Source organism: Roseovarius sp. M141 (assembly GCF_024355225.1).
In the GTDB taxonomy this organism is placed as follows: domain Bacteria; phylum Pseudomonadota; class Alphaproteobacteria; order Rhodobacterales; family Rhodobacteraceae; genus Roseovarius.
The window spans coordinates 2,573,322-2,598,988 of the sequence record NZ_VCNH01000008.1 but is presented as its reverse complement, the minus strand read 5'-3'; the positions used below and the strand labels follow the sequence as shown (position 1 = coordinate 2,598,988).

Here is a 25,667-nt window from a genome sequence, read left to right as displayed (position 1 = left end):
ACCGACACCTTCGGCCCGGCGGGCCTCCGCGCCTGCCGGGTCATTGCATGATTCAAGTCCACGCCCACCAACCGCAATTTCGGCAGGGAGGTCGCAGCACATGCTGCCATTCATTCTCAAGAGGCTCGGCCTCGCGCTTCTCGTGGCCTTCACGGTCAGCTTCATCAGCTTTTCGTTGTTGTTCCTGTCGGGCGATCCGGCGGCGGCCCTCGCTGGCGAAACGGCCAGTGGCGAAGATATCGAATCGCTGCGCGTCCTTTATGGCTTCGATCGGCCCATGCTGGTGCAATACGGCGATTGGCTATGGCAGGCGCTGCAGGGGAACTTTGGCGAAAGCTATTATTTCAAGCTGCCCGTCTCCAGCCTGATTGCGGACCGCCTGTCGGTCACGATGACGCTGGGTGTCTGCGGGATCACCTTCGCGCTGCTGACGGCCGTGCCGCTGGGTGTGGTAGCGGCGATCCGGCCCAATTCCATCATCGACCGCGTCGCGCTGTTCCTGTCGGTAGCGGGGCAGGCGATGCCCAGCTTCTGGTTTGGCCTGATCCTGATCGTGCTATTCGGGATCAAACTGGGATGGCTGCCGCCCTCGGGCGCGTCTACATGGCGGCATTTCATCATGCCGACCGTCGTTCTGGGTTACTATGCCATGCCCGCGATCATGCGTCTGACGCGCGCCGGGATGCTGGAAGTGCTGAACTCTGACTACATCCGCACCGCGCGCGCCAAGGGCGCCAGCGAGGGGCGCGTGATGTTCAAGCACGCGCTGCGCAACGCGATCATTCCGGTGGTCAGCCTTGCCGCGGTTCAGATGGGCTTCATGCTGGGTGGCTCGATCGTGGTCGAGTCTGTCTTTGCCCTGCATGGCGCCGGATACCTCGCGTGGGAGAGTATCGCGCGCAACGACCTGCCCACCGTGCAGGCGCTGATCCTGATCTTTTCGATGTTCTACATCATCTTTACCTTTCTGGCGGACGTGCTGAACGCATGGCTCGACCCCCGCATGAGGAGTTCGTAAGATGGCCGTGCCGAAAACCACCCTGAACGCGACCGCCGACCCCCTGCTTGAGGACATCAGCGGCCCGACCCCGCGCCAGATCCTGATCAAGCGGGTGCGGGGCCATACCGGACTGCTCTTTGGTCTCGGTGTTGTGCTGCTGCTGGTGCTGGTCGCACTTTTTGCACCGGTGCTGGCGCCGCACAGCCCTTATGAGCAGAGCCTCAGCAACCGCATGGTGCCGCCCGTGTTTCTGGACGGCACGTGGGAACATCCGCTGGGCACCGATCATCTGGGGCGCGATTACCTGTCGCGCCTGATCTATGGCGCGCGCGTGTCCTTGTTGATCGGCGCTGTCGCCGCGTTGGTCTCGGGGATCATCGGCACGGCGATGGGCGTCGCAGCCGGGTATTTCGGGGGCAAGGTGGACGCCGTCGTGACCTTCCTCATTAACGTGCGCCTCGCCATGCCCGTCGTGCTGGTCGCGCTGGCGGTGGTCGCCATCCTTGGCGGCTCGCTTCAGGTCGTGATCGGCGTGCTGGGCTTGCTGCTGTGGGATCGTTTCGCCGTGGTCATGCGCGCCTCGACGCTGCAAGTGCGCAGGCGCGAATATGTGGCGGCAGCGCAAGCCATCGGCGCCTCGACCCGCCGCGTTATCCTGTCCGAAATCATGCCGAACATCGTCAACAACCTGATCGTCATCGTGACGCTGGAAATGGCCCACGCCATCCTGCTGGAAGCGACGCTGTCATTTCTCGGGCTGGGCGTGCAGCCCCCGACGCCCAGCTGGGGCCTGATGGTCAGCGAGGGCAAGAACATGATGCTGTTCGAACCTTGGCTGGTGCTGATTCCCGGCATCGTGCTGTTCGTTCTGGTCCTTGCGATCAACCTGATGGGCGACGGTCTGCGCGACGTGACCGCCCCCGAAAACCGGAGTTGACCTGATGAGCAATGACACCGCCAAACCGCTGCTCAGCGTGCGGGGCCTGACGCTGGAGATCCCACTGGCCAGCGGCATGCTGCACGCCGTACGCGGCATCGATTTTGACCTGCAACGCGGCGAAACGCTGTGCATCGTGGGCGAATCGGGGTCGGGCAAATCACTGACCTCGCTTGCCATCATGGGCCTGCTGGAGAAAAATATCCGGCGCAGCGCCAAAAGGATGGATTTCGACGGGATTGAACTGACGCGTGCATCAAAGCGGCAGATGCGCGCCCTGCGGGGTGACCGCATCGCCATGATCTTTCAGGAACCGATGACGTCGCTCAACCCGGCCTATACCATCGGCGATCAGCTGATCGAGGCGCTGCGCCTGCACCGCAATGTCAGCCGCGACACGGCGCGCGCGCGCGCCGTCGAACTGCTGGAGAAGGTCGGGATCACGGCGGCTGCCAGCCGCCTCGGTCAGTATCCACACCAGCTGTCGGGCGGTCTGCGCCAGCGCGTCGTGATCGCCATGGCCCTGATGTGCGAGCCGGAATTGATCATCGCGGACGAGCCGACGACGGCGCTGGACGTGACCATTCAGGCGCAGATCCTGCGCCTTCTGGTGGACCTGACCAAGGAAATGGACGTCGCGATGATCCTTATCACCCACGATCTGGGCGTCGTCGCCCGCGTCGCGGACAACGTGGGCGTCATGTATGCGGGCGAACTGGTGGAAACCGGCCCCGCCGCCAGCGTCTTCGGCAAGCCGCTACATCCCTATACGCGCGGGCTTCTGCGCTGCATCCCGCAGCCGGGCAAGACCGAGCGCGGCGCCGCGCTGGGTACGATCCCCGGCATCGTCCCGTCGCTGGTCGGCGATGTGCAGGGCTGCGCATTTCGCACGCGCTGCCCCCATGCGGTCGATGCCTGCCGCGATACCATCCCCGAGCGCGGCGCGCCGCCGCATGAATTCCTATGCGTCCACCCCGATGGCGCCCGCGCCGCCGAAGGAGAACCCGCATGAGCGCCCCCGTTCTGGAACTGCGCAATGTCGCCAAGACCTACCGCGTCAAGCAAGGCATCTTCGGCAAGCCGAAGCCGCTGAACGCCGTCAACGACGTGTCCCTCACGCTGGGCCGGGGCGAGGTGCTGGGCCTCGTGGGCGAGTCGGGCTGCGGCAAGTCCACGCTGGCCAAGATCCTGCTGGGGCTGGAGGCGCCCACTTCGGGTCAGGTGCTGGTCGACGGGGAGCAGATCGGTGGTCAGGACCGCCTTGCGCTGGCGCGCCGTATCCAGCCGATCTTTCAGGATCCTTATTCGTCGCTGAACCCGCGCAAGACCATTGCCGATATCGTGTCGCTGCCCCTGCGCGTCCACGGAGTTGGCGATGCGAAAAGCCGCGCCAAATCCGTGCGCGAGATGCTGGATCTGGTCGGTCTGCCCGCGCGCGTGCTGAACACCTATCCCAGCCAGATGTCAGGCGGCCAACGCCAGCGCGTCGCCATCGCGCGCGCGCTCATCATGCACCCCGAAATCGTCATCTGTGACGAGCCGACTTCGGCCCTCGACGTGTCCGTGCAAAGCCAGATCCTGAACCTGCTCAACGAGCTGCGCGAAGAATTCGGGCTGACCTATCTTTTCATCAGTCACGATCTGGCGGTGGTCGAACATCTGGCGACGCGGGTTGCGGTCATGTATCTGGGCCGCATTGTGGAAGAGGCCGAGGTGGGAGCGCTATTTGACGCGCCGCGCCATCCTTATGCGCGTGCGCTGCTGAATTCGGTGCTGACGCCCGATCCGGCGCAGGGCATACCCGACACCCAGCTGGGCGCGGCCTATCCCAACCCGATCGCGCCGCCGCCGGGGTGCCATTTCCACCCGCGTTGCCCCTTCGCCGGGCCGGAGTGCAAGATCAAGGCGCCGCGCCCGGTGCCGCGCGAGGGTGGGCATGTCGAATGCCATCTGCACGATCCCGATAGCGCGATGTATCGCCCTGGTTTCACAGTCTAAGCCTTAAAGTTTAAGCCCCAAGGAGCCGTCCCATGGCCTCGTCCCTGTCTCGCAGCATGCACACAAGCAAGACCGTTATCGAGACGAAGGGCGGCGTCGTCGCATCCCAGCACCGCCTTGCCGCCGAGGCGGGCGCGCAGGTGCTGCGCGCCGGGGGCGATGCGGTGGATGCCGCGGTCGCCACGTCCTTCGTCGTCGGGGTGCTTGAGCCTTGGATGAGCGGCCCGGCGGGCGGCGGCGCGATGATGCTATGGCGCGCGGGCGAGGAAAAGGCCGTGGCCGTGAACCACGGGATGCGCGCACCGGGTGGGTTGCGCGTCGAGGATTTCCCGCTGTCGGGCGCCGGTGTCGCAGGCGACCTTTTCCCGTGGGAGCATGTCACCGGTGACGTCAACGTGCAGGGCGCCAAGGCGATCGCCGTGCCCGGCGTCGTGGACGGTCTGGGGCAGGTCCATAAGCAGTTCGGACGGATGCCATGGGCCGATCTGCTGGCCCCCGCCATCGCCCATGCGCGCGAGGGGATGCTGGTCGATTGGTATGCCGCACTGATCATCGCCTCGACCACCCGCGCGCTGGCCGAGGATACGGATGCCGCCGCGCTGTTCCTTGAGGACGGCCAATGGCCGACCATATCGGGCTGGACTGCGCTGGCCGAAAAGAGACTGGATCAGAGCCGCATGGCGGATAGCCTCGACATCATCGCACGCGACGGGTCGCGGGCGCTGTATGACGGCGATGTGGGCGCCGCGATGGCCCGCGATGTGCAGGACAAGGGCGGATACCTTAGCCACGATGACCTGCGCGCCTATCACGCCGAAATGCAGGCTCCGCTGCGCGTGGCCTACCGCGATGCGCGGTTCCACGCACTGGACGGGCTGACCGCCGGGCCGACCTTCGCCCATGCCATGAGCGAGCTGGAACAGCGCGATCTGAGCACCAAGCCCGAGGCCTTCGCCGCCTATGCCGACGCGCTGAACAGCGCCTATGCCGCGCGGCTGGGCAAGATGGGCGATACCGGCGAAAGCCCGCACGCCCCAGGTTGCACCACGCATTTTTCGGTTGTGGACCGGATGGGCAACATGGTGTCGCAGACGCAGACGCTGCTGTCGATCTTTGGCAGCCGGGTCGTGTCGCCCTCGACCGGATTCCTGATGAACAACGGCATCATGTGGTTCGACCCGGTGCAGGGGCGTCCCAACTCGCTGGCGCCCGGCAAGCGGTGCCTGATGAATGTCTGCCCGATCCTCGGCGAGGTGGGCAGCCGCCGCTTCGCCTTTGGCGCGTCGGGCGGGCGCAAGATCGTGTCGGCCATGACGCAGATGGCGTCCTTCGTCGCCGATTTCGGCATGGATATCGAGGCCGCGTTCCATCACCCGCGCATCGACGTGTCGGGCGGGCCCATGGTGGTCGCAGACGAGGCCCACGCCCCCGATGTGCTAGACCGCCTGCGCAAGGGCCGCGACGTCGTCACTGCCCCGCGCACCGTCTTTCCCTATGCCTTCGCTTGCCCGGCCGGGGTGATGCGCGACGGGGACACCAACACCGGTTGCACCGAAATCATGTCGCCCTGGGGCGACGCCGCGCTTGAGACAAAGGACTGAACCATGAGCCGCGAGACCGCCATTGACACCGTCACCGCCTATTTCGACACCGGCACCTTTCAGGCCGAACTGGCCACCCTCGTCGCCTACCCGAGCGAGAGCCAGAACCCCGAGGCCGCCCCCGAGCTGATGCGCTATCTGACCGAAGCGATGCAGCCGCGGCTGGAAAAAATAGGGTTCGAAACCGAAATCATCGCCAACCCGGACCCCAGCGGCGGCCCGCTGCTGATAGGGGAGCGGCGCGAGGGCGGCGACCTGCCCACGGTCCTGACCTACGGCCATGGCGACGTGATCCGCGCGCAGGACGGCATGTGGCGCGAGGGGCTGGCCCCGTTTGATCTGGTCGAGGAGGGCGACCGTCTCTATGGGCGCGGCACGGCGGACAACAAGGGCCAGCACCTCATCAACATCGCCGCGCTGGAGGCGGTGCTCGAGGTGCGCGGAAGCCTTGGTTTCAACACCCGCATCGTGCTGGAAATGAGCGAGGAGGTCGGATCGAGCGGTCTGGCTGACGTGTTCCGCAGCCACAAGGACCGGCTGACCGCCGATGTGCTGATCGCCTCGGACGGCCCGCGCCTGCAACCCGACGTGCCGACCGTCTTCATGGGATCGCGCGGCGGCGTGACCTTCGATCTGGAACTGACCCTGCGCGAGGGCGCGCATCATTCGGGCAACTGGGGCGGTCTTCTGGCCGACCCGGCGATCATTCTGGCCCATGCGCTTGCGACGATCACCGACCGGCGCGGGCAGATCCAGATTGCCGAATGGCGCCCCGACAGCCTGACCGCCGATGTGCGCGCAGCGCTGGATGGTCTGCCGGTCACCGGCGGCGATGGTCCCGACGTCGATCTGGACTGGGGCGAAGAAAGCCTGACCCCGGCCGAGCGCGTTTATGGCTGGAACAGTTTTGCCGTCCTCGCCATGACCAGCGGCGTCCCCGAGGCGCCGGTCAACGCCATTTCCGCAACGGCGCGCGCCACCTGCCAGCTGCGCTATGTTGTCGGCACGGACCCCGAAGACATTGTTCCGGCGCTGCGTAGGCATCTGGACGCACATGGCTTCGAGGCGATCGAGATCCTTGCGCATGATCGCGGCTTCTTTGCCGCGACGCGGCTGGATCCAACGCATCCATGGGTCCGGTTCGTCACCTCTTCGATCGAGCGCACGGCAGGTAAGGCACCGCATGTATTGCCCAATCTGGCAGGGTCGCTGCCCAATGACAGCTTTGCCGATATTCTGCGCCTGCCGACCGTGTGGGTGCCACATTCCTATCGCGGCTGCTCGCAGCACGCCCCGAATGAGCATGTGCTGAAATCCCTCAGCCGCGACGCGCTGCGCGTGATGGCGGGGCTGTTCTGGGATGTGGGCGCAGGCGGAACGCCGGACACATGAGATAGCAAACCGGCTTGGGTGATGTCACCGCGCCCGGAGGGCACTGGTGTACCAAGATATATCTGCGACGATCCAAAAAAGGAGGGCGGTCCCTGCGGCGATCAGTGATCACTGGCGCAGCCGGGCACGTGGCTGGATTTCACCACAAGACCGGAATGATCGTGACGGCCAAATAGCGCGGCCAAACGGAGGCCAGCTATCCGGTTGCCTCGATGTCGGCCATGAGCTGGTCGGTGGGTATTCCGCGACGAACCGCACTTTCGTGGACGGCGGATTGAATGACCTTGCTGCGTTTGAGAAGGCGCAAGAACCGCCCTTCGTCCAGAACAAGCAGCGTCGAGGGCGCGATGGCGCGCACTTCGGTAAGTTGCGGGCGGCGCATCAGCACACCGATCTGACCGAACATCTCGCCGCGGCCAAGTCGCCAGGTTTGCCCCGCCATGTCCAGTTCGACCGCACCGGATGCCACGAAATAGACGTTACGCGCCGGGCTGTCGCGATGCAGGACTTTTTCGCCGGGATTGATGTATTTGGTGACCAATGCCCGCGCCAGTCTGTTCAAAACACGCTCTTCCATTTCTGAAAACAGCGGGAACTGGCGCACCAATTCGGCCTTTTGCAACGTCAGATCCAGCAAAGGCGTTGATTCCGCGCGGTCACGGCGCGCAGCGACGTCCTGCGTCAGGGCGCTGTGGACTTCTTCGCCGATCAGCCCGTCCTCCAGCAGCGTGTCGTACTCCCGCTCTTCCAGACGCAGGGCGGTGCGGTGGATAAACCGGCGCTCCATGTCCTCGGCGTAGCCCGGATACTGCAGGCGCAGCCCGTCCAGCGCCTGTTTCACCCGCTTGATACGCTGGTCCAGCATATCGTGCAGCAACTCCGCCACGCGGCGGCCGTGGATGCGCCGGATGCGCCCGTCGATGAATCCGTGCAGATCGCGCAGGATCAGCCGCTGCGCCAGCAAGAGGCCGAACCGCATCGCCGTAATTCGCGCCAGAGGGGCCGAAATCCGCAGGCGGTTGTGCAGGAAAATCGCGGGTCTCAGCCAGATGCTGAACCCCAGGCTGCGGCTGGAGGCCTTCTTGTAGCCCGAGCGCCCGCCAAACCGCGACCCTTCGATCAACGCGTCGGCCTCGGATAGCATCCGGTCAGACAGGGTCGATGATATTGTTCTGTCGCGAAAACGGGCGAGAATGGTATCGCGCTCGGCGCTGGCCAATGCGACAAGGCCAAGGGTAATCCGGTCGCGGTCCAGAATTTCCGTGCTGTCTTCTGCGGATTTGACCGCAAAATCCAGACGTTCGCCAAAACGCTTGGCCTCGGAGCGGACGGTTTCCTTGGTCAGTTCATAGTTTTCAGTCACTTTCGCCAGATCTTCGCGGACGGTCTGCAAGGCGACCGCGATCACCTGATTATACAGCGCGTTATCGAGCGGCGAGAGTTTGTCCAGCCCCAGCCGGCCGATCACCCAGCGCAGTGTCGTACCTTGGACCAACAGCGTGAACAGGGTGAAGCCGGTGGCGAGGATGGCCACCTGTCTTTTGACGTCGGGCGGTATCAGGTAACTTTCGGTCACGGCCAAGGCGAGCGACAATGTTACCGCGCCGCGCAAGCCGCCCCACATGATGGCCACGCGATACGGCCGCTCGACCACCGGCGAAAGGCGAAGCCGGGTAAGCAACGGAAGCAGCCCGTAGAGGATGATCGCCCTTGCCACGATGGCCGCCAGCACGACCACCATAATGAGGCCCAGATCCGACAGTTGCACCGTTTCCAGCATTCGCGGGATCAGCAGTGCGGCAAGGATGAAGATCAGCGCCCCGGCCCAATGCGCCAGCAGATCCCACACTTCGCGCAGGTTCTGCCATGTCGATGGCGGCAGCCGTCCCGGTCCGGTGAGTTGAAGCGTCATGGCCGCAACGACCACCGCGATGACGCCCGATGCGCCGACGCTCTGCTCGGCTATAATATAGGCGAGGTAGGGCAGGGCGATGGAAACCGAAACCACCGCCAGTTCGTACCGGGCAAAGAGTGCCATGATCCAGATCGCGATACGCGCCGCGATCCAGCCGACCAGAACACCCCCGGCCAGCAATACGGGAAAGCGTGCCAGCGCGTTTTGCACAGACGGGTCCGGGACGCCCGCCTTGACAAATTCCATGAACAGCGCGGCCAAGGCGATGGCGGCGGCGTCGTTCAGCAGGCTTTCGCCCTCGATAATCCGGGCCAAACGGCGTGGCGCCGAGATGGATCGGAAAATGCTGACGACTGCGGATGGATCCGTGGTCGACACGATGGCCCCGACCAATAGCGCCGCCGACAGCGTCAGGGCAGAGGTGAACGCCAGTGCATACCCAATGACGAACGTCGCTACGAAAACGGCCACGACCGCCAGCACCAGTATCGGCACCCAGTCGTCGATCATGCGCCGCAGATTCAGGCCCAGCGTGACCTGAAAAACAAGGGTGGGCAGAAAGACATACAAAAAGACATTGGACCTGATCGGCAGCGCCAGAATGGCAGTTGCCACCGGATTGAGTGCATCGGTCAGATCTGTGTGCAGGAAAAACGTCGCGGCGACACCGACGAGAATACCGAGGCAGGCGATAATCACGGCATAGGGTAGCCGCAGACGGCTGGCCAGCGGCTCGGCGGCGCCGATCAGCAGGAACAGGGACGCGATGATGGTCGTGATCAGAATGATGTCCATGGGGCTGAAATAGCAGAATAACAGCGGCAGCACAGCCAAAACAGATCACAAGCGGCCCAATTTCAAGCGGCGCTCGCGTATATGACTCAGTGCGGCAGATCGGGCGGTATCGCCAACACGTCGCGGGCCGCCCGGCGCAGAACTTCTTCGGCAACGCTTCCGAGAAATGTCTTGCTCAGACCGACGCGCCCCTGACTGGCAACCACGATCAGATCCACGTCAAAATCCCCCGCCGATTGCAGAACCGCAGCAGAGGTCGCCCCGCTGCTCTGACGGGCGACACGGTTGCAATCGTCGAAAGACAGTGATTCCGCGAAATCCTTTAGGTCCTGTTCGGCCTCGATCTGCAATTCTGCGAGATACCGGGTCATCTGGTCCTCAGCCAGCACATCGCTCATGATCAGGCGCCGCGCCGGTGCGTCGATGATATGCAGCAGTGTATGGTCCTCGGGCGGCGCCAGATTCAGCTTGGCAAGATGCGCCGCCGCGCGGCGAGAGTTTTCGGACAGGTCGGTGGCCATCAGGACGTTGCGATAGGTCTGTGAGGGCGGCGCATTGACCATCAGGACAGGCCAGCGGGCACGGCGGATCGTGCGTTGGGCTGTGGTGCCCACGAACACATCACGCAGTACGCGGCGGCGGTGCGCGCCGATCACCAACAGGCGCGGATTGATCGTATCGGCAAAACCGCAGATCCCCTCGAACGGATCACCCAGCAACACGTCGCATGTGCACTGCAACCCGTCGATCTGGTTCAGCCGCGCGATCTCTTCTTGCAGGATCTGCTTCGAGATGGCGGTTTCACCTTCGACGATCCGCGGCTTCTGATCGTCATCAACGACGTGAATCAGATGCAATTGAGCGCGCGACTTGGCGGCAATCAGCGCGGCTCGGGCCACCGCAAGATCGGAGCGGTCAGAAAAGTCGGTCGCAACAAGTATCGTTTCCATCAACGCGTCTCCAAGTGGTATTGCGCCGCTACGCATATATCGGGAACCGGCCTGCTAGCGATCTTTTGGTCCGAAAATAATGCTAACATGGAACACGTCTGTCATTACATGCAACTGAAAGAGCCCGGCATCCGGCAACTGTGACCCGGATGGGTTTGCGTCGCGATGAAATGCGCCGCGCGCTCAGGCCGAACAGCTGGCGCCGCCCAGAACGCAGAACTTGGCGCAATGGGGGTGGTTCAGGGACACCTCGCGCTCGGCCTCGGCCAGGGTGTGGCCCAGCTCGAATTCGGGCGCATAGGGCAGCAGGGTGCAGGCCAGAACGGCAGGGCGGTCGGCGCCCCTGCGTTTGACCACCATGCGCGAGGACGCACACATCACATCGGTCGGGGACTTGCCCAGAATGTCCCAGCAGGCGGTGGTGATTTCGGGCACCGCGACGTCTTCGTCCATTTCGGGAAACAAAACAGTGGCGCCGGGATCATGCGCGTCGATAGCGAAACGGTGCTGCGCGTATAGCGCGGCGTAACCGGCGCGCCCTTCCGCCTCGTCTTCGCCCCATACGGTGCGCCCGGCGACGGCCATGGATATGCCTGCATCGCGCAGCCATTCCATCCCCTCGATCGTGCGGCCAAAGGCGCCGGCGCCGCGCTCGACGTCATGCAGGGACTCGGACCAGTGATCGACCGAGATCCGCAGAGTCATCTGGCCGGGAAAATCGCGCTCCAGCGCGCGCAGCCCATCCTGCATGGCCCTGCGCATCATCGGGCGCATGGCGTTGGTCAGGATCAGCACCTTGTAGCCGCGCGCCAGCGCTGCGCGCGTCATGCCGATCATCTGGGGGTTCATGAATGGCTCGCCGCCGGTAAAGGCGATCTCGTCCACCGGCCAGGCGCGGGATTCGATCTGGTCCAGATAATCGCTGACCTCGTCTTTGGTGATGTAGACCAGTGCGTCATTGGTGGGCGAAGAGGCGATATAGCAATTGGCGCATTCGATATTGCACAGCGTGCCGGTATTGAACCACAGCGTCTGGGGCCGCGTCAGTGCGACATGCGCGCGCGGCTCGCCCTTGGCAGTGCGCTGCGGGTCCTGAAATTTACCGGTGTTAGCGGCTGCGCTGTCTTTCATGCTGTCCTTGCCTTGGTTGGTGATATTCTGACTAGCGCGGCGCAGGCGGGGATGAAACCCGCACGACGGCGTCTGACACAGTTGTGAACGCAGCGCAGCCTGCTAAGGTGTTCGCATTGCACAAGCGTTTTGCGTTTGATCCCATCAGAGGGATCGAACATAAAACGCGCGAAACAATCGAACGTTGCGCGCGTTTTGCCATAATTCGCGGATCAGGATTTTGGCAAAACGTCTTAGGAGGAAGCCCATGGTATCGCGCGTCATTCCCGTCCAGCCGTTCGATCTGGTGATCTTCGGTGGCACCGGCGATCTGGCCCGGCGCAAGATCCTTCCGGCGCTGTTCCGGCGGTTCTGTGCAGGCCAGATGGACGAGGGCGCGCGAGTCATCGGCGCCGCCCGTGGCGATATGGATGGCGCAGGGTATCGCGCGTTTGCGCGCGATGCGATTACCGAATTCGATGGCGACATCGCCACGATGGACGCGCATCTGGCCGGGTTCCTGGAACAGCTGGATTATGTCACGCTGGATGCCGCGGGCGAGGCCGGGTGGGGCGCGCTGGCTGGCAAGCTGACCGACCCCGAGCGCGTCCGCGCGTTCTATTTCTCGGTCGGGCCGGCGCTGTTCGGTGAACTGGCTACGCGGTTGCACGCCCATGGCCTTGCCTCGCCGGAATGCCGGATCGTGGTGGAAAAGCCGTTCGGCCGCGATCTGGGATCGGCCCGCAAGCTGAACGCCGTGCTGGCCGAGCATTTCGACGAGGCGCAGATTTACCGGATCGATCACTACCTGGGCAAGGAAACGGTGCAGAACCTGATGGCGATCCGCTTTGCCAACACCTTGTTCGAGCCGCTTTGGAACAGCCAGTATGTCGATCACATTCAGATCACGGTGGCCGAATCCGGCGGTGTCGGCACGCGCGGCGGCTATTACGACAGATCCGGCGCGATGCGGGATATGATGCAAAACCACATCATGCAGCTGCTGTGCCTGACCGCGATGGAACCGCCCGCAAAATACGATCCCGATTCGGTGCGCGACGAAAAACTCAAGGTGATCCGCGCGCTCGATCCGGTCGAGCCGGGCGACGTGGTGCGCGGCCAGTATGAAAGCACCGAGACCCTGCCGGGCTACCGCAACGAGGTGGAAAACCGCGATACCAATACCGAAAGCTTCGTCGCGCTCAAGGCGCGGATTGGCAACTGGCGCTGGGCTGGCACGCCGTTTTACCTGCGCACCGGCAAGCGCCTGCGCGCGCGCGCCAGCGAAATCGCGGTCGTGTTCAAGGATGCACCGCATTCGATCTTTGGCGCCGATGCAGGGCGGCACCGCAATATCCTGACCATTCGCCTGCAACCCAACGAGGGCATCGAAATGGGCGTCACCATCAAGGAACCGGGACCGGGCGGCATGCGCCTGGTCGATGTGCCCCTGGACATGACATTTTCCGAGGCGCTGGGACCGCAGAGCGAAGATGTCCCCGACGCCTACGAGCGGCTGATCATGGACGTCATTCGCGGCGATCAGACCCTGTTCATGCGCGGTGACGAGGTCGAGGCGGCATGGGGCTGGACCGACCCCATCATCAAGGGGTGGGAGGCGGTCGGCGCGCAACCCGAACTGTACAGCACCGGCAGTTCCGGGCCGGATGACGCGCTGGCCCTCATACATCGCGACGGACGTCGCTGGCGGGAGATACGACCATGAAGTTTCAGGATTACCCGGACGCCGAATTCATGGCGATGGGTCTGGCAGATGTGATGTCGACCCAGCTGAACGCGGCCCTGCGGCAGCGCGATCGTGCGCTGTTGGTGGTGCCGGGCGGCACGACGCCGGGGGCGGTGTTTGACACGCTGTGCGGCGCGCGGCTGGAGTGGGACCGCGTCGATATCCTGCCCAGCGACGAGCGGTGGCGTCCTCAGCCGCATATCCGCTCGAACGCCGGTATGATCGCCAAGCACTTGATATGCGAACGGGCGGCGGCGGCGACGTTGCTGCCGCTCTATGTCGAGGGCATCTCTCCCGAGGCGGCGGCGCCGCAGCTGGCCGCGGATCTGGCGCCGCGTCTGCCCATTGACGTCGCATTGGTCGGCATGGGCGAGGATATGCACACCGCGTCGCTGTTTGCGCACGCACCGGGGTTGGAGGCGGCGCTGGCGCATGACGCGCCGCTGGTGCTGCCGATGCGGATCGACGGTGAGCCTGAGCCGCGCATCACGCTGGCCGCGCATGTGCTGAATTCGGCAATGCATCTGCATATCGTCATCATCGGCGCCGCCAAGCGCGACGCGCTGGAGCGCGCACGCGGGCAGGATGCGTTGATCGCGCCCATCACGGCATTGCTGGACGATGCCACCGTGCATTGGGCACCCTGACATGTGGCGTGACCTGAAGGTAATGGCGGGCAAGGCCCGCGCACGCGGTATTGCGCCACTGTTCGGCACGGGCCGGGCGGCTGATTTTTCGGTTGAGGCAGGCGGCCTGCTGCTGGATTATTCCAAGACGGCAATAGACGCAGAGGCGCGCGCGGTGCTGATCGAACTGGCCGCCGCGCGTGACGTGGCGGGCCAGCGCGAGGCGATGTTCACCGGCGCCGCGATCAACGAAACCGAGGATCGCGCCGTGCTGCATACCGCCCTGCGCAACCTGTCGGGGCGCCGCGTCATGGTGGGTGGCGTCGATGTCATGCCGGACGTGCGCGAGACGCTGGAGCGGATGAAATCCTTTGCGGGGGCGGTGCGCAGTGGCGCCTATCGCGGGGCAGGCGGGGCCTTTACGGATGTGGTCAATATCGGCATTGGCGGCTCGCATCTGGGCCCCGAAATGGCGGTGCGCGCCTTGTCACCCTATGGCGACGGGCCGCGCTGCCATTTCGTGTCGAACGTGGATGGCGCCGATATTTCCGACACGCTGGCGCGGCTTGATCCTTCGCGCACGCTGATATTGGTCGCGTCCAAGACCTTTACCACGACCGAAACGATGACTAACGCCGCCACGGCGTATAAATGGATCGAGGGTGCCGTGGAGGCGCCCGGCGCGCAGTTCGTCGCGCTGTCATCTGCGGCGGACAAGGCGGCGGACTGGGGCATCGATGCCTCGCGCGTCTTTGGGTTCGAGGATTGGGTCGGCGGGCGCTATTCCATCTGGGGGCCGATCGGCCTGTCACTGATGATCGCCATCGGCGCCGGGGGCTTCACCGATTTCCTGCGCGGCGCCGAGGCGATGGATGATCATTTTCGCAGTGCGCCGCCGGTTGAAAACATGCCCATTATGCTGGCGCTGGTCGGTCTGTGGCACACCCACGGATGCGGCTATGGCACGCGCGCCGTGCTGCCCTATGATCAGCGGCTGGGCCGCCTGCCGGCCTATCTGCAACAGCTTGAGATGGAATCAAACGGCAAGGGCGTTGCCATGGACGGGCGCAGCCTTGGCCATGCGTCGGGTCCGGTCGTCTGGGGCGAACCGGGCACCAATGGGCAGCATGCGTTTTATCAGCTGATCCATCAGGGCACGGCTGTTGTCCCCTGCGAGTTTCTGATCGCTGCACGCGGTCACGAGCCGGATCTGGCGCATCACCACGGGCTTCTGGTCGCCAATTGTCTGGCGCAGTCCAAGGCGTTGATGCTGGGCCGCGACCTCGAGACGGCCCGCGCCCTGATGCATGACGCCGGATATCGCGGCGCCAAGCTGGAGCAGCAGGCCCGCCACCGTGTGTTTCCCGGGGACCGCCCATCGACCACGCTGATATACGACCTTCTGACGCCTTACCGGCTGGGTCAGATCATCGCGCTTTATGAACACCGGGTCTTTGTCGAGGGGGTGATTTTGGGCATCAATTCCTTCGATCAGTGGGGGGTAGAACTGGGTAAGGAACTGGCCAAGACGATCCAGCCGATGCTGGACGGCACGGCACCTATGGACGGCAAGGACGGATCGACCCGGCAACTCGTGTCATTCGTGCAATCGAACCGTGGATGATCCGCCCTCTGGCGGCATCTGCCCTTTGGGGGCAGATGCCGCCACCGTTGCCGCCCGCTTGAGCGGGCGACATGTTGCCATACACGCAGCCCAAGCGGGCGAAGTTTCGCCCGGACCATGATTATTTCAACAATCGGGTAAAAGGGCGCGTCAATCTGTGGAACCAGTGCCCCGCGATCGCGTTTCAAACACAGCGTCCTTCGGGGGGCCGTTTCTGGCTGGAATGGTTGCGCGACGGCGACAATAAAGATTGAAGAGGAGAACACTATGAAAACCTGGATATACGCAATTGCGTGTACCGCCGTGCTGGGCCTCGGCGCCTGCGATAACATGACGTCGCAGCAGCGTACCGTTGCTGGCGCGGCAGGTGGTGCAGCAGCTGGTCTTATCACCGCTGAGGCACTGGGTGCGAACAGCAATTGGCGCCTGATTTCCGCCCTTGGCGGCGCAGCAGCGGGTACAGTCGTTGCGCAGAACCAGAACCGCAAGGTTTGCGCATATTCGCGCGGAGACGGCAGCTATTACGAGGCGCCTTGCCCGTAAAAATTCCCCGGTAAGCACCGATCTATAAGGTGATTTATCCGAAATAATCCAAGGCGCGGCAACCATGCCGCGCCTTTTGTCATTCTTGCCCAGCCCCGGGTGGCAGGTATCAGCCCCGCAGGATGCTGCGACCGGCATATTCTGCCGTCTCACCCAGCATTTCCTCAATACGGATCAACTGGTTGTACTTTGCCAACCGGTCCGAGCGCGCCAGCGATCCGGTCTTGATCTGCCCGCAATTGGTGGCGACGGCGAGGTCTGCGATGGTCGCATCCTCCGTTTCGCCCGAACGGTGCGACATGACGTTGGTATAGCCCGCGCGGTGGGCCATATCGACGGCGCGCAGCGTTTCGGTCAGCGTGCCGATCTGGTTGACCTTGACCAGCATCGAATTGGCGCAGCCGCGCGCGATGCCATCGACCAGACGGTCGGGGTTTGTCACGAACAGATCGTCACCGACCAGTTGCACCTTGCCGCCCAGCTTGTCCGTCAGGGCCTTCCAGCCGTCCCAGTCGTCTTCGGCCATGCCGTCCTCAATGGAAATGATCGGGTAATCCGCCACCAGCGCCGCCAGATAGTCGGCGTTTTCGGCTGAGGTCAGTGATTTGCCCTCGCCGGTCATATCGTACTTGCCGCCCTTGAAATATTCGGTCGCGGCGCAATCGAGGGCCAGATACATGTCCTCGCCCGGCTTGTAGCCCGCCTTTTCGATGCTTTTCAGGATGAAATCCAGTGCTTCGCGGGTGCTGGCGATGTTCGGGGCAAATCCGCCCTCGTCGCCGATACCGGTTGACAGGCCTGCCGCCGACAGTTCTTTTTTCAGGGTGTGGAACACTTCGGCGCCCATGCGCACGGCCTCGCGGATGTTTTCCGCTGCCACCGGCATGATCATGAATTCCTGGATGTCGATGGGATTGTCGGCATGTTCGCCGCCATTGATGATGTTCATCATCGGCACAGGCAGAACGCGGGCCGACGTGCCGCCAACGTAGCGATAGAGCGGCTGGCCGGTGTAATCCGCTGCCGCCTTGGCTGCTGCCAGAGACACCCCAAGGATCGCATTGGCGCCAAGGCGCGATTTGTTGTCGGTGCCGTCCATTTCGATCATCGCCAGGTCCAGTGCGACCTGCTCGGTCGCATCAAACCCTTCCAGCGCGTCGGCGATTTCGCCGTTCACAGCCTCGACTGCGTCCAGCACGCCCTTGCCCATATAGCGGGCCTTGTCGCCATCGCGCCGCTCGACCGCCTCATGCGCGCCGGTGGACGCGCCCGAGGGTACGGCGGCGCGGCCCATGGTGCCGTCCTCAAGGATCACATCGACCTCGACCGTCGGGTTGCCCCGGCTGTCCAGTATTTCGCGTGCGTGAATGTCGATGATGCTGCTCATGTGGGTGACCCTCTGGTGAAAAAATGTTGATGCAGCTTTATCAAAGCGGCGCGGTAAATGGAATTGCAACGATTACAGCGGCCCCGCAGGTCTGGCGCGCCGGTAGGCGCGTGCCAGACGTTGCTCGCGGATCAGGGTATACAACCCCGAGGCGATGATGATCGCGGCGCCGATCAGCGTCCACATATCGGGCCGCTCGCCCAGCAGCGTCATGCCGAGGATCAGCGCAAAGATCAGTCGCGCATAGCGAAACGGCGTGACGGCTGCGACTTCGCCTACGCGCATCGCGCCGACGATGAAGTAATATGCCACGACACCGAACACCATCGCGCCAAAGAGGTAGAGCCAGCTAACCGGCTCCAGCGGGGTCAGATTGCCGTGAAACATCAGCATCACAGCGCCGGTCGGGACCATAGTGCCAAACGCGTAGCAGGACAGCTGAATGGACGACACAGACGGCGGAATCGCCCGCGTTGCCAGATCTCGTATGGCAAGGCCCACGACGGAAACGATGGCAAAGATCGAAGACGCATCGAACGCGTCCAGACCGGGCCGCACGATCATCAGGACGCCGGCCATGCCGACCAGAATTGCCGACCAGCGCCGCCAGCCGACCTGCGCGCCCATGAACAGCGCCGCGCCCACCGTCACGGCCAGCGGCGTCGCCTGAAGAATGGCCGACACGGTCGACAGATCCGCCAGCGCCAGCGCGGTAACATAGCACACGGCGGCGATGATCTCGCCCAGATTGCGCAGCATCACGGCGCGGGTCAGCAGAACGCGGGTGAACAGTTTGCCGCGCCCCATCTTGGTAAAGACGGCAAAGACCAGACAACCGGATGCCCCCAGCATCATCAGGATCTGCCCGACGGGCAACTGCACCGACAGCAGTTTGACAAAGTAATCTTCCAGCGCGAATCCGGCCATCGCCAGAACCATCAGCGCGCTGCCGCGCAGGTTATCCATGGGTTCGCCCTTTCAGGGGGATGTCAGGCGCGCAGGCGCACCCAGATGGGGACGTGGTCAGAGGGCTTCTCGCGGCCGCGAATCTCGGCATCGATCTGGCAGTCCTCCAGCAGATCGGCACATTCGGGGCTGAGCAGGAAATGGTCAATGCGGATCCCGTCGCCGCAGTTCCACGCACCGGCCTGATAATCCCAGAAGGTGTAATGCCCCGGCCCGTTTTGGCGTGCGCGGAATGCTTCGGTAAAGCCCATGTTGAGGATCCGGCGATAGGCGGCGCGGCTATCAGGCCGGGCCAGCGCATCCTCCTGCCACGCCTCGGGGCGTTTGGCGTCTTCGTCCTGGGGGATGATGTTATAATCGCCCGCCATCAGAAACGGCTCTTCCAGCGCCAGAAGGTCGGCAGCGCGGGCTTGCATCCGCTCCATCCAGGCCAGTTTATAGTCGTATTTCGGCCCCGGCACCGGATTGCCGTTGGGCAGGTAGAGGCCGCAAACCCGCACCGCTGCGGTGTCGCCCATGATGGTCGCCTCGATCCAGCGGGCCTGTTCGTCACTCTCGTCACCGGGCAGGCCGCGCGTCACATCCTCCAGCGGTAGCTTTGAAAGGATCGCAACCCCGTTGAAGCCCTTTTGCCCGTGGGTTTCCACAGTATAGCCGCGATCCTCGAAAATCTCGCGCGGAAATGCCTCATCCACCGACTTGATTTCTTGCAGCAGCACGACATCGGCCTCTGCCTCGTCCAGCCAGTCGGGCAGGGCATTGATGCGGGCCTTGATCCCGTTGATGTTGAATGACGCGATCTTCATGGGCGGTCCTCGCTGCGGTAGGGGCGCCTCTTCTATCGCCCAGGCTTGCGCCGGGGGCAAGCGGCTGGCGGAACACGCCGCGATTCGCTCCCGCGGCTGATCTGCCTCAGTATGGCGATCGATTCCGAACGACACGTTAGGGTTGCGTTAAAAACAGCGGCGTCCATTTTTGAGACGGCAGAAAGAAGCCGGATAAGTTCAGGCCGTGGATAAGTTTTTCGGCCGTCCAGTTTTTGTATTTAGAAGATAGGCTTACACGGAGAAGTTGATTGAAGGGTTGAATGGAATATCTTCTTTAAGTTGAAAAACCCTCTTGGCAAGACTCGGATTGAGTGCAAAGCCTTGAGGGGTCTGAAACGCCATTCTGGGAAACATGAAATAATGTCCGCACAACGTAAAGTAGAATCCACATCCGCAATAGCCGCCGCCAAGCCCGTTGCCGCAATGAACCTGCACGACGGCGCAGCCGTCGAGGCGTTCACGTCGTCGCTGAGCCCTGTCACCAGCGCGGATGCCGGCCTTGGTGAAGGGCTGGAAATGTTCACGTCATCGCTGGCCCCTGCTGCCCGGGCGCGTGAAGGTGACGCTGTCGAAATGTTTACATCCAGCCTCTAAGGCTGAACCCTGAACGGGGCCTTGGGCCGGGACTGATCACTGGAGATCAAAGACATGACCACTATCGTCCAGCTCAACGTCCCGTTCCGCCAACACAGCAAGGCCGCACGTCAGGCGGCCCTGCTCAAGGTTTTTGCCCAGGGGCGACGCACCCAAGAGGATGTTTTCTGGCTCAAGGAAAACGCCGAGATGCTGAACATCCTGGAGTCGACCGGCGCCGATCTGGCACCCGGCGCGCTTGACGTGTACGGGGCATTCCATGACGATATCGAACAGCGGATGGAGTTCTTTCCGCAGTATTACAGATTTCTGTTGTCGATCTGCCTTGATCTCGAGGATCTGGGCGCGCCCGGCAACAAGGGGGCGGCATTGACCGAATGGGTCGCGCAGCAGGGCCTACCCGAGGCAGAGCTTTCTGATCTGCAACGCGCAGAGGCGCGGCGCCTGTGTGCGCGGCGCGGGATTGATCCGCTGCCCGCCGATGATGGGCTGGACGCGCGGTTGCGCCGATTTGCCGCGCGGTCGCAAACCTTCGCCATGCCGAACAAGAAGGCGGCGTATGAGTTGACCCATATCGTGTTCTACCTGTCAGAATACGGTCGCAAGGATCCGAGGATCTGCGCCGCCACCACATCCAGCCTGATGTTCGCCGGCACGCTGGCATTCCTTGATTTCAACGCCGACCTTCTGGCCGAAATCTGTCTTGCCCTGCGCTTTGCCGGGCAAGCGGTACCCCGGGTGTGGGAGCTCTGGCTGACCCAGCAGATCCGCACTTTTACATTGAAGGATTGCGACGGGCTACAGGACGACTACCACGAATACCTGATGCTGAACTGGTTCATGTCCCGCGCCGGGCAGGGTGGCTTTGGCGATAATGTCCCGCGGGGGCGACTGACCTTTGCGCGCACGCGCCCGGCCTCGGCGCCGCTGCGGGAACTGTCGCAGTGCATCTATTCCATGGGTGCGGGCCGCTCCGCCGATTGGGAGGTGATGCGCACCGAAGTGTGCGGCCAGCTGTCAGGCGAGGCGCAGGCGGCGCTGGTTGCGGCAGAGGCATCGACCGATCAGTTTGGCGCGTTCTTCGAGGGGTTCGCCCGTGTCGGGCTGCGCCCCATTGCGGAGGCGCGCTCATGATCGCCGCGCGCACCGGGGGCGCCGCAATCCTGACCGGGGTTGGCCTGACGATCGGCTATACGGCGCTGATCTCCGGCGCCGACGCGATTACCAAGATGTTCGCCGCCAGCTATGCCGCGCCGCAGCTCTTCGCGCTGTCGGGCGGTATTGTCGCGCTGCTGGCGGTGCTGGCCGACCGCGCGGGGCCTGCGCCGCGCGGGGTGCGCACGGCATGCCCGCGCGCCATGGCGATCCGCAGCGCGGCGACGGTGCTGGGCGCCGCCGCGTTTTTCCATGCGTTCCGCCTGCTACCCTTTGCCGAAGTATTCCTGTTCATCGCGATGATCCCGCTTTTCGCAGCGCTCCTGTCCGGCCCCGTGCTGGGCGAGTCGGTGCGCCCGCAGGCATGGGGTGCGCTGATGCTGGGGCTGGTTGGCTTGCTGTGGGTCGCACCCGCCGGGATCAGCAGTCTTGGCCTCGGCCATGCGGTGGCGCTGGCCGCCGTGCTGTTGGGAACGATATCAATGATGGCGTCGCGGTACATCGGGACGCGTGACGTCAACCTGCTGGCGCAGGTGTTCTGGCCGAATTTGGCGCTGGCCGGAGTCATGGCCTGCGCGCTGCCCTTTGTCTGGGCGCCGATGGGACGGGCCGATCTGGGCTGGGCCTGCGCCTATGGCGCGCTTTTGTTTGCGGCGCGCTGGCTGCTGGTCGGCGCATTTCGGGCGCTACCGGCCTATGTGATCACACCTCTGATGAACCTGCAATTCCTCTGGATGGTCGTCATTGGCGCCGCCATATTCGGCGAGGTGCCGGGCGCGGCGATCTATATCGGGGCGACACTTGTGATCACGGCGGGGGTGTGGCTGATCTATGATCAGGTCTATCCGGCGGCCACGATGCGCAGGGTCGTTACGGCGGAGTGATGTAATGCCTCAGGATAGGCGCGCACGCTCTTGATTTACATAGAAAATGATGTTCCACAGCCGCAGCTGCTGCTGGCATTCGGATTTTCGATGACGAACCGCGCGCCGATCAACTCTTCGCTGAAATCTATGACCGCGCCGGTCAGGAATGGCAGCGACACGGCGTCGATCACCACCTTCTGGCCCTGACCTTCCAGCACCAGATCATCACCTGCCGGGTTGTCCAGCTTGATCTCGTATTGAAAGCCTGAACATCCTCCGCCCTCGACGGCGACGCGCAGGGCCTGACCCTGATTGCCTGCCCCGATTTCGCTAAGGCGTTCAAACGCGCGGTCGGTGACTTTGGGCGGCAGGTTCATCGCGGATCTCCGTCGTTTGGCGCAGAAATGTTTCGCGCCGGTTTCAAATGCAATATATGCCCCCGATGACCACCCGGCAAGGAGCCCGCCCATGACCGCGTCGCATATGCCCGTGCCATCGCCCATTGCCGCGCGGCCCAGCCAATCGCGCGGACGGCTCGTGCCCGAGGAGGAAAGCGCATTTCGCTCGTGTTTTCAGCGTGATCGCGACCGGATTATCCACTCCAGCGCGTTTCGTCGACTGAAACACAAGACGCAGGTCTTCGTTGCACATGAGGGCGATTATTTCCGCACGCGCCTGTCGCACTCCATCGAGGTTGCGCAGGTCGCGCGGACGATATCCGGCGCTCTGGGCCTGAACGGAGAGCTGACCGAGGCGGTCGCGCTGGCGCATGATCTGGGCCACACGCCGTTCGGACATACCGGCGAGGACGCGTTGCATCGCCTGATGCAGCCCTACGGCGGCTTTGACCACAACGCGCAGGCGATCCGCATCGTCACGGCGCTGGAGCGGCATTATGCTGAATTCGACGGCCTGAACCTCAGCTGGGAGACGCTGGAGGGGCTGGCCAAGCATAATGGTCCTGTGACCGGCGATCTGCCCTATGCGCTGGCCCAATACGCCGCCTGCCACGATCTGGAACTGCACACCCATGCCGGGGCCGAGGCGCAGGTGGCCGCGCTGGCCGATGACATCGCCTATAACAACCACGATCTGCATGATGGCCTGCGCGCGGGTCTGTTCAGCGAGGACGAGGTTGCCGCGCTGCCCATCGTCGGCCCGTGCTACGCCGAGGTTGATCGGCTCTATCCGGGCCTCGATGGGTATCGACGCCGTCACGAGGCGCTGCGCCGGGTGTTTGGTGTGATGGTGGGCGACGTGATCGACGCGTCGCGCGGCATCATTGCCGCCGCCGATCTGCCGGACATCGACGCCGTGCGCCATTTTGGCCAGCCGGTCATCCGGTTTTCACCCGGCCTGTGGCAGGGTTTGCAAGGTGTGCGCCGCTTTCTTTTCAAGCGGATGTATCGCGCGCCGATGGTCATGGTGCAGCGCGCGCAGGCGACGGCAGTGGTCGATGGGCTGTTCCCGTTCTACATGGCGCAGCCGGACCATTTGCCGCGCCGCTGGCAGTGCGATGTGCGGGCGGCCGAAACAACGACGGAACTTGCACGGCTTGTTAGTGATTACATTGCAGGGATGACGGACCGTTTTGCCCTGGCGCAACACGCGCGGCACTTGGGCGGGCGCGGCGGAGCCGGATCCTGGCCCGAAAAAATGGAAGGATAGGCCATGGCTGTCGAGACCGCGGGCGCAATGTCGCCCGTCATGGCGTTCGCGCTGGTGGGCGCCATCGGCGTCGGGGCCCAGTGGGTCGCATGGAAGCTGCGGCTGCCGGCCATCGTGCTGATGCTGCTGGCGGGGCTGGCCATCGGGCCGGGGCTGGGCATTTTCAACCCCGAGCGTGATATCGGCCCGCTGATGGGGCCGATGATCAGTATCGCGGTGGCGATCATCCTCTTTGAAGGTGGCATGACGCTGAACCTGCGCGGCTTGCGCGAGGCGGCCAAGGGTGTGCGCAGGCTGGTGCTGATCGGCGCGCCGGTGGGCTGGCTGGGATCGGCGCTGGCGTTGCATTATGTGGCCGGGCTGAGCTGGGCCAGTGCGGCGGTCTTTGGCGGGATCATGATCGTGACCGGCCCTACAGTGATCGCGCCACTCTTGCGCACCGCGCGTCTGGCCAAGCGTCCTTCGCAATTGTTGCAATGGGAGGCGATCGTAAACGACCCGATCGGCGCGCTGGCGGCGGTTCTGGCGTTCGAGGTCGTGCTGGTTGTCTACGCCAGCGAAACCTTTGGCGCTGCGATCTGGGACATGAGCGTCGGCATCGTCGGCGCGACCATGATGGGCGTGGCCGCAGGGTGGTTTCTGTCCGAAGGCTTCCGCCGGGGCAGGGTGCCGGAATACATGAAGGTTCCGGTCCTGTTTGCGTCGTTACTGGTGGTTTTCGCGCTGGCCGATCACGTGCTGCACGAAAGCGGCCTTCTGGCGGTCACGATCATGGGCTTCTACATCGCCAACGCGGACCTGCCCAGCTATACTGAACTGCGCCGGTTCAAGGAACACGCGACGGTCCTGCTGGTGTCGGGCGTGTTCATTCTGCTGGCGGCATCGATGAATATTGAACGGCTCAGCCTGTTGGGCTGGCCTGCGCTGGCGTTCATCGTAGTGACGATCCTTGTGGTGCGCCCGGTTACGGTGATGCTGTCGCTGGCCTTCACCAACATCCCGATGAAAGAGCGTCTGCTGGTTGCTTTTACCGGCCCGCGCGGCGTGGTTCTGGTGGCGGTGGCGGGGCTGTTTTCGGACCGGTTGGTCAGCGCGGGCATCGCCGATGCGGCCCTTCTGACGCCGCTGGCGTTTGCCCTGGTGGCGGCGACTGTGGTTCTGCACGGCTTTACCTTGCGGCCCATGGGGCAGGCGCTGGGGCTGGCGGGCGGGCAGGTGCCTGGGGTCATCTTCGTCGGCGGTTCACAATTCTCGTCCGCCTTTGCCGCCGCATTGCAAAAAGAAGAGATCCCGGTGCTGATTGCGGACGCCAACCGCGCGCGCCTGCGGTCGGCGCGCGAGCAAGGCTTGCCAATCTATGTGGGTGACATCCTGTCGGACGGGGCCGAGCATGGCGTCGAGTTCATCAGCTTTGGGCGCGTCATCGCATCGTCTGATAATGACGCCTACAACACACTGGTCGCGACCGACCTTGGCCCGGAATTTGGGCGCGAACATGTCTATCAGTTGAAACGCGCCAAGCAGGAACAGACGCGCCATGCGTTGCCCGCCACCTTGGGCGGGCGCAGCATTGCGGGCGGCCTGCGCTATCTGGAACTGGCGCGCCACATGCGGCAGGGCTGGGAAATTCGCGCCACCAACATCACCGAGGAATACGGCGTGGATGACTGGCAGGCCGACAACCCCGACTCGGTTCCGCTGGCCGAACTGACGCCGGGCCGCAACATGCGCATCATTGCCGGCGACGCCGAGATCAAGGCGGGCCCCGGCATGCGCCTGCTGGCCCTGTCGCCGGGCCGTGAACGTGCCGCCGAAGCCGCCGAGCGCAAGGGCGCGAGCGAGGACGAGGCCAAAGTTGCCCAGAAGGCCGCCGACAAGGCGCAGGTGGAGGCCGACGAAAAAGCACAGCAAGAGGGCGACAGCATGAGCGCTGACAAACCCCGCAGCACCAGTGCGGATTGACGCG

Annotated in this window: 23 protein-coding genes; 16 read left to right on the top strand and 7 right to left on the bottom strand. The window is 63.7% G+C overall.

Annotation, left to right across the window (positions count from 1 at the left end):
- Positions 1-100 precede the first annotated feature (100 nt).
- From FGD77_RS16640 to FGD77_RS16615, 6 genes are read left to right on the top strand one after another with little or no spacing between them, the layout of a single operon-like run.
- Positions 101-1,018, top strand: coding sequence for an ABC transporter permease (locus FGD77_RS16640; RefSeq protein WP_255011320.1), 918 nt, complete (start codon positions 101-103; stop codon positions 1,016-1,018).
- Between the two features lies 1 nt (position 1,019).
- Complete coding sequence (locus tag FGD77_RS16635; protein ID WP_255011319.1) at positions 1,020-1,937, top strand: ABC transporter permease; 918 nt, start codon at positions 1,020-1,022, stop codon at positions 1,935-1,937.
- A 4-nt stretch (positions 1,938-1,941) separates the two neighbouring features.
- Positions 1,942-2,949: an ABC transporter ATP-binding protein gene (locus FGD77_RS16630; RefSeq protein WP_255011318.1), complete on the top strand. Its 1,008-nt coding sequence runs from the start codon at positions 1,942-1,944 to the stop codon at positions 2,947-2,949.
- Entirely contained in the window at positions 2,946-3,935 is a 990-nt protein-coding gene (locus tag FGD77_RS16625) for an ABC transporter ATP-binding protein (RefSeq protein ID WP_255011317.1), read from the top strand. The genes FGD77_RS16630 and FGD77_RS16625 overlap by 4 nt, the downstream gene beginning before the upstream one ends.
- 32 nt (positions 3,936-3,967) lie before the next feature.
- Positions 3,968-5,536, top strand: a complete 1,569-nt coding sequence (locus FGD77_RS16620) for a gamma-glutamyltransferase family protein (RefSeq protein ID WP_255011316.1) — start codon at positions 3,968-3,970, stop codon at positions 5,534-5,536.
- 3 nt (positions 5,537-5,539) lie between these two features.
- The gene (locus FGD77_RS16615) at positions 5,540-6,928 is read left to right on the top strand and encodes a M20 family metallopeptidase (RefSeq protein ID WP_255011315.1); all 1,389 of its coding nucleotides are present in this window, start codon (positions 5,540-5,542) and stop codon (positions 6,926-6,928) included.
- Positions 6,929-7,124: 196 nt separating this feature from the next.
- On the opposite strand, the gene FGD77_RS16610 is transcribed toward FGD77_RS16615, so the two are convergent.
- The 3 genes from FGD77_RS16610 to FGD77_RS16600 form a co-directional block, all read right to left on the bottom strand.
- Positions 7,125-9,638, bottom strand: a complete 2,514-nt coding sequence (locus tag FGD77_RS16610; RefSeq protein ID WP_255011314.1) for a cation:proton antiporter — start codon at positions 9,636-9,638, stop codon at positions 7,125-7,127.
- 86 nt (positions 9,639-9,724) lie between these two features.
- Complete coding sequence (locus tag FGD77_RS16605) at positions 9,725-10,588, bottom strand: universal stress protein (protein WP_255011313.1); 864 nt, start codon at positions 10,586-10,588, stop codon at positions 9,725-9,727.
- A gap of 183 nt (positions 10,589-10,771) precedes the next feature.
- The gene (locus FGD77_RS16600) at positions 10,772-11,719 is read right to left on the bottom strand and encodes a radical SAM protein (RefSeq protein ID WP_255011312.1); all 948 of its coding nucleotides are present in this window, start codon (positions 11,717-11,719) and stop codon (positions 10,772-10,774) included.
- Between the two features lie 247 nt (positions 11,720-11,966).
- Here FGD77_RS16600 and zwf point away from each other — a divergent pair, with 247 nt between their 5' ends.
- The 5 genes from zwf to FGD77_RS16575 all read left to right on the top strand — a co-directional run bounded on the left by zwf (position 11,967) and on the right by FGD77_RS16575 (position 16,238).
- Positions 11,967-13,424, top strand: coding sequence for a glucose-6-phosphate dehydrogenase (gene zwf / locus FGD77_RS16595; protein WP_255011311.1), 1,458 nt, complete (start codon positions 11,967-11,969; stop codon positions 13,422-13,424).
- Positions 13,421-14,092 (top strand): 6-phosphogluconolactonase, encoded by a 672-nt coding sequence (pgl, locus tag FGD77_RS16590; RefSeq protein WP_255011309.1) that lies wholly within the window; start codon positions 13,421-13,423, stop codon positions 14,090-14,092. Before zwf ends, pgl begins: the two co-directional genes overlap by 4 nt.
- Before the next feature lies 1 nt (position 14,093).
- A complete protein-coding gene (pgi, locus tag FGD77_RS16585) occupies positions 14,094-15,695 on the top strand; it encodes a glucose-6-phosphate isomerase (RefSeq protein ID WP_255011307.1) in 1,602 nt (533 codons plus the stop codon).
- Positions 15,696-15,766: 71 nt separating this feature from the next.
- Positions 15,767-15,949 carry a hypothetical protein gene (locus FGD77_RS16580; protein ID WP_255011306.1) on the top strand — a complete coding sequence of 61 codons (183 nt, stop codon included), beginning with the start codon at positions 15,767-15,769 and terminating at the stop codon, positions 15,947-15,949.
- Between the two features lie 13 nt (positions 15,950-15,962).
- The gene (locus FGD77_RS16575; protein WP_255011305.1) at positions 15,963-16,238 is read left to right on the top strand and encodes a glycine zipper 2TM domain-containing protein; all 276 of its coding nucleotides are present in this window, start codon (positions 15,963-15,965) and stop codon (positions 16,236-16,238) included.
- Positions 16,239-16,347: 109 nt separating this feature from the next.
- Here the strand turns inward: FGD77_RS16575 and eno are convergent, their stop codons facing one another.
- The 3 genes from eno to xth form a co-directional block, all read right to left on the bottom strand.
- Entirely contained in the window at positions 16,348-17,625 is a 1,278-nt protein-coding gene (gene eno, locus FGD77_RS16570) for a phosphopyruvate hydratase (RefSeq protein ID WP_255011304.1), read from the bottom strand.
- Positions 17,626-17,697: 72 nt separating this feature from the next.
- A complete protein-coding gene (locus FGD77_RS16565) occupies positions 17,698-18,591 on the bottom strand; it encodes a DMT family transporter (protein WP_255011303.1) in 894 nt (297 codons plus the stop codon).
- Positions 18,592-18,614: 23 nt separating this feature from the next.
- Positions 18,615-19,397 (bottom strand): exodeoxyribonuclease III, encoded by a 783-nt coding sequence (xth, locus tag FGD77_RS16560; protein WP_255011302.1) that lies wholly within the window; start codon positions 19,395-19,397, stop codon positions 18,615-18,617.
- A 381-nt stretch (positions 19,398-19,778) separates the two neighbouring features.
- Here xth and FGD77_RS16555 point away from each other — a divergent pair, with 381 nt between their 5' ends.
- From FGD77_RS16555 to FGD77_RS16545, 3 genes are read left to right on the top strand one after another with little or no spacing between them, the layout of a single operon-like run.
- Positions 19,779-20,012, top strand: coding sequence for a DUF6749 family protein (locus FGD77_RS16555; protein WP_255011301.1), 234 nt, complete (start codon positions 19,779-19,781; stop codon positions 20,010-20,012).
- Between the two features lie 54 nt (positions 20,013-20,066).
- Positions 20,067-21,146 (top strand): hypothetical protein, encoded by a 1,080-nt coding sequence (locus FGD77_RS16550; protein ID WP_255011300.1) that lies wholly within the window; start codon positions 20,067-20,069, stop codon positions 21,144-21,146.
- Positions 21,143-22,051, top strand: coding sequence for a DMT family transporter (locus FGD77_RS16545; protein WP_255011299.1), 909 nt, complete (start codon positions 21,143-21,145; stop codon positions 22,049-22,051). The genes FGD77_RS16550 and FGD77_RS16545 overlap by 4 nt, the downstream gene beginning before the upstream one ends.
- A gap of 35 nt (positions 22,052-22,086) precedes the next feature.
- On the opposite strand, the gene FGD77_RS16540 is transcribed toward FGD77_RS16545, so the two are convergent.
- A complete protein-coding gene (locus FGD77_RS16540; protein ID WP_255011297.1) occupies positions 22,087-22,410 on the bottom strand; it encodes an iron-sulfur cluster assembly accessory protein in 324 nt (107 codons plus the stop codon).
- Between the two features lie 91 nt (positions 22,411-22,501).
- Here FGD77_RS16540 and FGD77_RS16535 point away from each other — a divergent pair, with 91 nt between their 5' ends.
- The gene (locus FGD77_RS16535) at positions 22,502-23,701 is read left to right on the top strand and encodes a deoxyguanosinetriphosphate triphosphohydrolase (protein WP_255011296.1); all 1,200 of its coding nucleotides are present in this window, start codon (positions 22,502-22,504) and stop codon (positions 23,699-23,701) included.
- Positions 23,702-23,704: 3 nt separating this feature from the next.
- Positions 23,705-25,663 carry a sodium:proton antiporter gene (locus FGD77_RS16530; RefSeq protein WP_255011295.1) on the top strand — a complete coding sequence of 653 codons (1,959 nt, stop codon included), beginning with the start codon at positions 23,705-23,707 and terminating at the stop codon, positions 25,661-25,663.
- Positions 25,664-25,667: the final 4 nt, after the last annotated feature.